The 10,756-nt window shown below is 34.1% G+C and carries 8 protein-coding genes and 1 pseudogene; 3 read left to right on the top strand and 6 right to left on the bottom strand.

Translation table 11 applies throughout. The annotated features are described in order from the left end of the window. Positions 1 to 4: 4 nt before the first annotated feature. The 4 genes from Q0800_RS07710 to Q0800_RS07725 form a co-directional block, all read right to left on the bottom strand. Positions 5 to 2,704, bottom strand: a complete 2,700-nt coding sequence (locus Q0800_RS07710) for a DNA gyrase/topoisomerase IV subunit A (protein ID WP_299128730.1) — start codon at positions 2,702 to 2,704, stop codon at positions 5 to 7. A 214-nt stretch (positions 2,705 to 2,918) separates the two neighbouring features. Continuing rightward, positions 2,919 to 4,769, bottom strand: coding sequence for a DNA topoisomerase IV subunit B (locus tag Q0800_RS07715; RefSeq protein WP_299128732.1), 1,851 nt, complete (start codon positions 4,767 to 4,769; stop codon positions 2,919 to 2,921). Between the two features lie 153 nt (positions 4,770 to 4,922). Then, positions 4,923 to 5,822, bottom strand: coding sequence for a DMT family transporter (locus Q0800_RS07720; RefSeq protein ID WP_299128733.1), 900 nt, complete (start codon positions 5,820 to 5,822; stop codon positions 4,923 to 4,925). Positions 5,823 to 5,949: 127 nt separating this feature from the next. Next, a complete protein-coding gene (locus tag Q0800_RS07725; RefSeq protein WP_299128734.1) occupies positions 5,950 to 6,114 on the bottom strand; it encodes a hypothetical protein in 165 nt (54 codons plus the stop codon). 19 nt (positions 6,115 to 6,133) lie between these two features. On the opposite strand from Q0800_RS07725, the gene Q0800_RS07730 reads away from it, so the two are divergent. After that, positions 6,134 to 6,958, top strand: coding sequence for a phosphatase PAP2 family protein (locus Q0800_RS07730; RefSeq protein ID WP_299128735.1), 825 nt, complete (start codon positions 6,134 to 6,136; stop codon positions 6,956 to 6,958). Positions 6,959 to 7,028: 70 nt separating this feature from the next. Here the strand turns inward: Q0800_RS07730 and ychF are convergent, their stop codons facing one another. Together ychF and Q0800_RS07740 are read right to left on the bottom strand one after the other, a co-directional pair. Further along, on the bottom strand, positions 7,029 to 8,123 hold the full coding sequence (ychF, locus tag Q0800_RS07735) for a redox-regulated ATPase YchF (RefSeq protein ID WP_299128737.1): 1,095 nt from the start codon (positions 8,121 to 8,123) through the stop codon (positions 7,029 to 7,031). 425 nt (positions 8,124 to 8,548) lie between these two features. Then, positions 8,549 to 9,088, bottom strand: a complete 540-nt coding sequence (locus tag Q0800_RS07740) for a hypothetical protein (RefSeq protein ID WP_299128739.1) — start codon at positions 9,086 to 9,088, stop codon at positions 8,549 to 8,551. A gap of 65 nt (positions 9,089 to 9,153) precedes the next feature. Here Q0800_RS07740 and Q0800_RS07745 point away from each other — a divergent pair. Further along, a pseudogene (locus Q0800_RS07745) lies at positions 9,154 to 9,678 on the top strand (DUF2400 domain-containing protein); the annotation flags it as partial. 61 nt (positions 9,679 to 9,739) lie between these two features. After that, on the top strand, positions 9,740 to 10,744 hold the full coding sequence (locus Q0800_RS07750) for a hypothetical protein (protein ID WP_299128741.1): 1,005 nt from the start codon (positions 9,740 to 9,742) through the stop codon (positions 10,742 to 10,744). Positions 10,745 to 10,756 lie beyond the last annotated feature (12 nt).

Raw genomic sequence — 10,756 nt, forward strand, 5'->3', positions numbered from 1 at the left:
AAAATTAAAACATTGTAACCTGACCCTGATCATCAATATCTAAATCAGAATCGTCATCGTTGGCCTCATTGTCTTTATTTTGACTTTTAGGGTTATCGAGCGCTGTTTTATCATTATCAGAAGTTACAGCTACAGTCTCCTCATCTACAACTTCAATATCATCCGCGTGCACTTCTTCTGGCGCTTCATAAGGTAATGAAGCAAGCAAACTAACCTGATTTATTTTATCTTTAGTTAATTGATTTCCAAGCGCACTAATGCCTTTTATTGAAATAAATTGTTCAAGATCAACTTCCATGCTCGGTTTACGTTCTTTACCGCGTTCTTTAGTAAATTCTACCTCAGCAACTGGCCTCCAATCTGTTGATACTATTTCTAATTGTGAGTTTGGATGGTCCGATATAAACAACTCTTCTCTACCTTCTTGCTCTACTACAAATCGCTTTACATAATACCGTTCTTTTTCACCGTCATAGTAAATTACTGAAATAGGTTTTTTCGGTATCCATTTTTCTAAAACAATCATATCACCATCAAAGTGCGTAGTTAGTTCGGGTATTATGGTTTTAATAATTCCAGATTGTGTAATAACCAATAAGCGATCTTCACCTCTAAATTCACCAATAAGTTCACCTCGTTCGTCTACATTGAGACGCTGCACAGCATCATCAAACCATATTTTCCTTGGTTTTAATGTAGATACCCCTTTTTCTTTTAGTTCTACGCGCTTTACAGAATATTTAGTCACTAAGTTTCCTTTAGAAGATCTTCCTTTAATAAGTATATCCGCAAAATCTAAATCCCACTTAAGCTTCTTAATACTACCTACTTGTCGTAATAAAATGGTTACTACCTCTGCTTCACCATTAGGGTTAGCAGAAAAATACCAAACCATAGAGTTTTTGTTACCGTTAGCTAAGTCATACTCTCTATCTCTAGTAATACTAGTAACTGCAAAACGTTTTACGTAAGATGGTCCTCCTTTGCCATCTCTATAAATCATATTATAAATTGTACGCTTATCTTTTTTCTTAAATACGGCAACATGGATAATGTTTTTACCGATAAAGGTTTTAGAGTCTACCTTAGTTACCATCATCTTACCTTCTTTGGTAAAAACAATGATATCATCTATATCACTACAATCGCAAACATATTCATCTCTTCTTAAAGAAGTCCCTATAAAACCTTCCTCTCTATTTACGTAGAGTTTGGTGTTTCTTATCACCACTTTTGTGGCATCAACATCTTCAAAAATCTTTAATTCTGTTTTACGCGCTTTACCCTCACCATAATCTTTTTTCAATCTTTCAAAATAAGCTATTGCATAATCTATAAGATTTTTGAGATGATGTTTTACCTCAGCTATTTGGTCTTCTAATGCATCTATCTTTTGCTGTGCTTTATCGATATCGAATTTAGAAATTCGTTTAATTCGTATTTCGGTTAGTCTTGCAATATCATCTTCAGTAACAGCGCGCTTTAAATGTTTAATATGTGGTTTTAAACCCTTATCTATAGCAGCGATAACGCCTTCCCAAGTTTCTTCTTCTTCTATATCTCTATAGATTCTATTTTCTATAAAAATACGCTCTAACGATGCAAAATGCCATTGTTCTTCAAATTCATTAAGCCTAATCTCTAATTCTTGCTTTAATAACTGAACGGTATTATCAGTTGAGCGACGTAACATCTCAGAAACACCAACAAAGAGTGGTTTATTATCCTCAATAACACAACCTAACGGTGAGATTGACGTCTCACAGTTTGTAAAAGCATACAAGGCATCAATGGTTTTGTCTGGCGACAGACCAGAGGGCAAATGAATTAATATTTCTACCTCAGCAGCTGTATTATCCTCAATCTTTTTTATTTTAATTTTCCCTTTATCATTCGCCTTTAAAATGGAATCAATTAAAGACGACGTCGTTGTACCAAAAGGAATCTCTGTAATGGCTAGTGTATTTTTATCGTGTTGCGCAATTTTTGCTCGCACCCTCACCTTTCCGCCACGCATACCATCATTATAGTTGGTCATGTCTGCTATACCTGCCGTTGGAAAATCTGGCAATATGGTAAAACGTTTACCTTTTAAATGCTTCACCGATGCATCAATAAGCTCAATAAAATTATGCGGTAAAATTTTTGTTGATAAACCAACGGCGATACCTTCTCCTCCTTGAGCTAAAAGCAAAGGAAACATTACAGGCAGGTTTATTGGTTCTTTGCGCCTACCATCATAAGAGGCTTGCCAATCTGTAATTTTAGGATTATACACAACATCTAAAGCAAACTTAGATAACCTTGCCTCAATATATCGTGAGGCTGCTGCTCGGTCTCCAGTTAATATATTTCCCCAGTTTCCTTGGGTATCTATTAACAGGTCTTTTTGACCAATCTGCACCATAGCATCCGCAATACTAGCATCTCCATGCGGATGGTATTGCATGGTATGCCCAACGATGTTTGCTACCTTGTTGTAACGCCCATCATCTAAATCCTTCATGGAATGCATTATACGTCGTTGTACAGGCTTAAAACCATCTTCAATTGCTGGCACTGCACGTTCTAAAATCACATAAGAGGCGTAATCCAAGAACCAGTCTTTATACATCCCAGTAACTTTTGTGATGGTTTCTTGGGAATCCTTATTTTGATTTGAAGCTAATTCTTCTTGCTCGTGTTCGTTATTGTCTTCACTCATTTACTCAAGTACCCTTTATTTTTTCTCTTTTTGATTGAATTCTTTATCATCTGAATTGCAAAACTTGTTAATGATACAGCGCCAATCCTAAAGTAAACGTTCTTATTTTTTTTTAATCCTATAATCGTCATAATTTAGCTACACTAGCTAACATATTAAAATAACCGTAAAAATATTGTGATAAGATTACATAATTTTACAGCACTTTTTACAGCTATTCTACTACATCCAATTCAACCTTAAGATTATCTATTATAAATTCTTGTCTTGTCGGTGTGTTTTTACCCATGTAGAACGACAATAACTCTTCTATAGACATCTCCTTATCTAACATCACAGGATCTAACCTAATATCTTCACCAATAAAATACTTAAACTCATCTGGTGAAATTTCACCCAACCCTTTAAAGCGGGTGATTTCAGGCTTAGGTTTTAATTCTTCTATGGCGTCTCTTCGCTCTTGCTCAGAGTAACAATAAATAGTTTTCTTCTTATTACGCACTCTAAACAAAGGCGTTTGAAGTATGTATAAATGACCTTCTTTTATCAATTCTGGAAAAAATTGAAGAAAAAACGTAATTAGTAATAATCTAATATGCATACCGTCTACATCGGCATCTGTAGCAATAACAATGTTGTTGTAGCGCAAATCCTCAATAGACTCTTCAATGTTAAGCGCTGCTTGTAGCAGATTAAATTCCTCGTTTTCGTAAACAATCTTTTTACTTAAACCATAAGAATTTAGAGGTTTTCCCTTTAAACTAAAAACGGCCTGTGTGTTTACATCTCTAGATTTTGTAATACTACCAGAGGCAGAATCACCCTCAGTAATAAACAGGGTTGTATCTAAATAGCCATCTTTTTTAGTATCTCCAAAATGAATACGACAATCTCGCAATTTCTTATTATGAAGACTTGCTTTCTTTGCTCTGTCTTTAGCTAGTTTTCTAATACCAGATAATTCTTTTCGTTCGCGCTCAGCTTGAAGAATTTTTCGCTGTATTTTTTCAGCCGTATCTGGGTTTTTATGCAGAAAATTATCGAATTTAGTTTTTATAAAATCATTAATAAAAGTTCTTACGGTTGGTAAACCGCCTCCCATATCTGTAGATCCTAACTTGGTTTTGGTCTGACTCTCAAACACAGGCTCCATAACTTTAATGGCAATGGCTGCTACAACAGATTTACGAATGTCTGAAGCGTCATAACTCTTTCCATAAAACTCTCTCACCGTTTTTACTAAGGCTTCTCTAAAGGCCGCTAAATGCGTTCCGCCTTGGGTGGTATTCTGTCCGTTTACAAACGAATGGTATTCTTCGCTATATTGTGTCTTACTATGTGTTATTGCAACTTCTATATCATCCCCTCTTAAATGAATAATAGGATACAACAAATCGGATTCGTTAATATTTTCAGACAATAAATCCTTTAAGCCATTTTCACTGTAATACTTTTCACCATTAAAAACTATGGTTAACCCTGGATTGAGGTACACATAATTTTTAAGCATTTTTACAACATACTCACTGCGGTATTTATAGTTCTTAAAAATACTATCATCTGGCACAAAGGTTACTTTAGTACCTTTACGACGCGAGGTATCTTCTAAAAAATCTTGATCTTTAAGTTCTCCCGTTTCAAATTCTGCAGAAGCAGATTTTCCATCTCGTGTAGATTCTACTCTAAAATAACTAGATAAGGCATTTACAGCTTTTGTACCTACACCATTAAGTCCAACCGATTTTTTAAAGGCTTTAGAATCATACTTACCACCAGTATTCATCTTAGAGACTACATCCACAACCTTACCTAGCGGAATACCACGACCATAATCTCGCACTATAACACGCTCCCCTTGTATAGAAATTTCAATAGTTTTACCAGCTCCCATTACATACTCATCAATGGAATTATCTAGTACTTCCTTAAGCAGAATGTAAATACCATCATCTGGAGAGGATCCATCACCGAGTTTACCGATATACATACCAGGTCGCATTCGGATATGTTCTTTCCAATCGAGTGAGCGTATATTATCTTCGGTATATTTGGTTTGTTCTGCCATAGAAATTAAGACGACTTTTTTTGATAGAACGCTAATATAAGACTATACCATAAAAGATGAAATATGGTTTTACGAAAGTAATTAACAATAAAGCTTCAATATTGTTGAGAACCTTAAAATTCTTCTATTACCTACAAATAAAGACTTAAAAGCTTATTTTGATTTGTTTTTTGAAATCAATGCTATTCCAAAAATTACAACAGCAGTTCCTAATATTTGAACAAGTGTTAACTGCTCATCTAAACATAAAACTGCTAGAATAATTGTTGAAATTGGGCCAACACCTGCAATAACTGCAAAATTAGAAGAACTAATCATTTTAATAGAAATAGAGACCAAAAACGACGGAATCACAGTTGCAAAAATGGCTATACCTAACCCAAGCATATAGACTTGCCAAGGATAATTGTAAACATCTACTCTAGAGAATATTAAATAATGTATAAAAACACATAAGCAAGACACTAGCATAGCATAAGCTGTAAATCGCATGACTCCAAACTTAGGAATTAACCAACCACTACCCACCAAATAAGATGCATAAGTTAAAGCGCTTAGCAATACCAAAAAACCACCTAAATACGTGTTATTTCCAGAAAGCTGAACTTCACTACCAAAGGTGATTAAAATACCCAAATATGTTATTAAAATGGCAAGCTTTTGATGCTTAGTAATCTGCTGTCTTAAAAACCATTTATTAAACAACAGAACAATAGTGGGATAAACAAATAAAATGATCCGCTCTAAACTTGCCTTTATATAAGTAAGCCCAACAAAATCAAAATAACTCGCTAAATAATAACCTACAAAGCCAAAAAATACGAGCCAAAACCGATCTTTTTTAGTTATTGTAACTTTAGTATCTTTACGAGAATAATAAGCCGCAATCACAACATAAAACGGGAAGGCAAAAAACATACGTAGCAATAACATACTTAAAGCATCGATGTTGTATTTATATGCCAATTTCACCATCACTGCCTTAGAAGAAAACAAAATAATCCCTAGAACTCCGAGTAAAACACCATAAATAAAGGTTGATTTTATGTTCACAAAACTAAAGTATCTCAATCTTTATAATAAGACTAAAATAAAGATGCAGAATTACGATGTTCAGTTGTAATTTTTAACGATAATTTTGAAAATATCTCTTTAATAAGCCAATACTTAAAAACATATACTAAATAGCCGTAACCACAAGGCACCTCACTTTTGATTTTTCAAAAAAACTTAAACTCAAATCCAATCTTAACATTATAAAGTGGCTATTTAATCTTATGTCATTTGAGCCAATCTCTATATCATTTGGGTCAATAACATTTTGTATTAATAATAATTTTTGCATTAACCTTAAAAGCTAAATTATGAAAGCCCTTATGCAGATTACTTTATTAATTTTTCTTAGTTCCGCTTATATAAATAGCCAAAACACAAGCCCTTATAATTGGAATTGGAATAAGGATGGTATCTACACCGCAACCGCCTTAGTTGGCTCCGCCACAGGGTTATATCTTGTCGTAAATAAAAATGGCATATCTGAAGATAAACTAAACACAGAATTAACTAACCAAAATAATATCAATTTTTTAGATCGATGGGCTGTTGGTAACGACTCTGAAACTGCCAGTAAAATTAGCGACATTCCATTTTATTTATCGTTTGCTGCACCCCTTGTATTATTTTTTGATGATGAAGTGAATGATAACGGAGGCTTAGTATTTGGTTTATTTCTAAAGAGCATGGCTACAACAGGGTCACTTTATGGGATTACAGCTGGTTTAGTTAACAAGAGTCGTCCCTATGTATACTCCAATGATGTTGATATCAACAGACGTTTAAGCGGCAGTGGACAACGTTCGTTTTTTTCGGGACATACTGCTGCAACTGCAACTGCAACTTTTTTTGTTGCCAAGGTGTATCAAGATTTCAACCCAAATTCACCAGGGATTCCTTATGTATGGACAGGAGCAATAGTTTTGCCTGCCATAGTGGGATATTTAAGAATAGAGGCTGGTCAACATTTTCTTACTGACACGTTAATTGGTTACGGCATTGGCGCATTAACGGGTTATTTTGTACCTCATTTCAATAAAAAACGTAACGAATCAAATTTCAGCCTTACACCTACGGGAGGTCAGACCCTTTTTGGAGATAATTACCAAGGTATTGGTTTAAACTACACGTTCTAAGACGAAGCTTTGCAAGCTAGCAAACTCTATTTAAAACGTGCTATAAAACTTAAATACGTCCTGTTGAATTTTAAACGTTAAATAGAAAGTGCATAACGTCACCGTCTTTAACAATGTAATTCTTGCCTTCTACACGCATCTTACCAGCTTCTTTGACCTTACTTTCACTTCCGTAAGAAAGGTAGTCGTTGTAAGCAATAACTTCTGCTCTAATAAAGCCTTTTTCAAAATCGGTATGAATGACTCCTGCAGCTTGTGGTGCAGTAGCGCCTATACTAACAGTCCACGCACGCACTTCTTTAACGCCAGCTGTAAAATAGGTTTGCTGATTTAATAACTTGTAAGCAGAGCGAATTAATTTTGCTGAGCCTGGTTCTTCTAAGCCTATATCTTCCAAGAACATTTGGCGCTCTTCATAGTCGTCTAACTCATTAATATCTGCTTCTGTACCAACCGCTAAGACTAACACTTCTGCATTTTCATCCTTAACCGCTTCTTTTACTTTGTCTACATAAGCATTGCCAGTATTAGCTGCACCTTCATCGACGTTACACACATACATAACGGGCTTATCAGTAATAAACTGCAAAGGTTTTACGTATTCTGCATAATCTTCTTCCGAAAACTCTAAAGCTCTTACAGATGCGCCAGCTTCTAAACCTTCTTTTATTTTTAAGAGTACCGCTTCTTCTTTTTGAGCTTCTTTGTTTCCTGTTTTTGCTGCACGCTTTACTTTATCTAATTTTTTTTCTGCAGTTTCAAGATCTTTTAGCTGCAATTCCATATCTATTGTTTCTTTGTCTCTAATGGGATCTACAGACCCATCTACATGGACAATATTATCGTCATTAAAACATCGCAGTACATGCAAAATAGCATCTGTCTCTCTAATATTTGCCAAGAATTGGTTGCCGAGACCTTCTCCCTTACTCGCTCCTTTTACCAAACCAGCAATATCTACGATTTCTACTGTTGCAGGAACCACCTTCTCTGGGTTTACCAACTCTTCTAATTTAGACAACCTTGGGTCTGGTACATTAACCACACCAATATTAGGCTCTATGGTACAGAACGGAAAGTTGGCACTCTGTGCTTTAGCATTAGATAAACAATTAAATAAAGTTGATTTTCCTACGTTTGGTAATCCTACAATTCCGGCTTTCATATACATTTCCCGCTGAGGCGGGAATCTTTTTAATTAGACTCTAAATTTCAGAGTGCAAATGTAGTTATTTAGGACAAAAAATTGCTTAAAATATCTAGAATAAAAAAAGTGGTCTGCATGCACAAACCACTTTCACTAACTAACATATAATCAACACTAAAAACGTAATAAATCTTTTTCATAGCAATTTTATACTTTTTAGCATAACAGCTAGCAAATTTCTAACAATTTATATACCGTTCTATATACTAAATTACTATAGCTTTATATCTCCTGAAAAAAATGAAATTATTTTTAGGTATTAAAAAAAAATGGCACGCTTATCGATTAGATATGGACAGTTAAAATCGTCCATAACGCTTGATAAACAAAGTTAGCACAGAAATCTCACGAAATCAATACGTAGAACTACGTAATTTTTACTATTAATATTGCTTACTTTTTTGCAATTCTCTAGTGGATAGATAAAACTTCCAAAGACCACTCTTCTTTCCATTAGAATAATGTCCTTCTTTGCGCAGGTAATATTTACAATCTTTAAAGTCGTAACTATAATCTTTAAAAGAGACGTTATACGTAATATGATCTCTTGAATCGAAGAACTCATCTAAAGTTGCTGCTGTGGTTTCGATTTTAGTAGTTGTCCATTCCATGACTAAATTATCATCTGCATCATAATGGTGCGTGAGTAAATCTGTTCCCCATTTATCGAAATAATAGAATGAACTAGAGCCATCCCTGTGAAACCTCTTGAATGTGCCAACCTTCATTTCGTAAACGTAGTCCTTATGTTCATAATACTTTATAGATCCACATTCTTTAGGCTTACCGTTTTTAAAACATTTTTTTATATCTGATGAGTCAACCAAAACCAATCGCTCCATTAACTTTAGATAGTTGACCCCTTGTTGGCTAGTTACATTTATAAATAGGCAAAGAAAAATAAAGGTTAAATAGTATTTCATTGAAGACTTAAAGGTTTATAAAATATAAGAAGTTAAAGAAAATGTTTAATATGTTTGCAATACCTATGCCAAAGCTCAAAAAACAAGAACTCAAAACTTTCCTAGAAGAAAAAGTCAATCTCTATAACAACCCAAAATTTATTGAGAGCGATCCTATACAAATACCACATCAATTTTCTAAAAAAGAAGATATTGAAATTGCTGGGTTTTTAACAGCTACTATAGCTTGGGGCAATCGTAAAAGCATTATTAATAATGCAAAAAAGATGATGCGTTTAATGGACCACGCACCATACGATTTTATTACACAACACCAAGACTCAGATTTAAAACACCTAAGCGACTTTGTGCACCGCACATTTAATGGTGCTGATTTTGTTCAGTTTATAAAAAGCTTGCAGCACATTTACAAAAATCACGGTGGATTAGAAGCTGTAATTGCTAAGCATTCACAAAACAATTCTTTGCAAAATAGTATCCATGAATTTAAAAAACTATTCTTTGAAATGCCGCATTTAGAGCGTACCAAAAAACATGTTAGCGACCCTTTAAAAAATTCTGCAGCAAAGCGTATTAATATATTTACAAGGGTAATCTAGGTAGTAAATGTGTTGCTATATATTTTATCTTTGAAAGATAGACTATTAGCCAATGAAGAAAATCGATTTTACTAAATATAAAAAAGAACTGTTATCGATAGGAATACCAGAGGACGAAATTTATGATTTTATTGGAGACCCAATCGAATCGTTTTACCAAAGATACTTTGATTGGTGCATCGATAATATAAATGAATATTGTGGTAGATTTCATATTGAACCAGCTTTTTTTTATTTCTGGGATACCTATAAGATTAACGCAAGAGCAGGTAAAGGCAGAAACGCCTACCGTATTAGGTTTTCAAAACCCTATATGGAGGCGTTGTACAATAAACTAGGGAGAAAAGGACAGTTTTTTGATAAAACAAATTGGACTGCGTTTCAAAATCTACAAAAAATTACTCCAAATAGTCTCGAATTTTTGATGTTTCAGTCGTCAACGATTTTTACTTTCTTTCACGAATTTTCGCATTTAGTTCAATACAGAGGTAAGCCTTTCACGATGAATGAGTACCCAACAGATTCTCAATTTTCTTTTGAAAAGCACGTATTTGAATACGATGCAGACCTAAACGGATGCGGTTTTGTAAGTGTTTATATTCAACAATTTTTTCAGGAACAGATACCTAAAGAGTATCAAAATGATAACAATTACAAGCGTTTGATGTATTTAGGAATTGCTAGTATAGTCATTACACAGTTACTTTTTCTATATGGTAAAATTTACCCTTTTGAACCAGAAAGCCTAAGTACGGACTTTTATACTAAAGAAAAATCCCATCCACATACCTTTGTGAGAGCCAAATATATTATTGAACATTACGTCCGTATTGCAAAATCTAATGGTGTCAAAATTGATTACGGTGACACGACCAGAAATATAACTGTCATTTGCAACGAATTTTTTAGGGAGTCAGGCATTTTTAAAAATTTCATTGTGGGAATGGATAAAAATTTTGATGAGATAAATGCATATACATCTGAACTAAACGCAGGTATGGAAAATAATAAAAACTGTATTAAACACCATATAGCTTTATTTGGCTTTAACGTATGAAATTAAACAAAT

Origin of the sequence: uncultured Winogradskyella sp. (assembly GCF_937958655.1) — a bacterium.
Taxonomy (GTDB): Bacteria; Bacteroidota; Bacteroidia; order Flavobacteriales; family Flavobacteriaceae; genus Winogradskyella.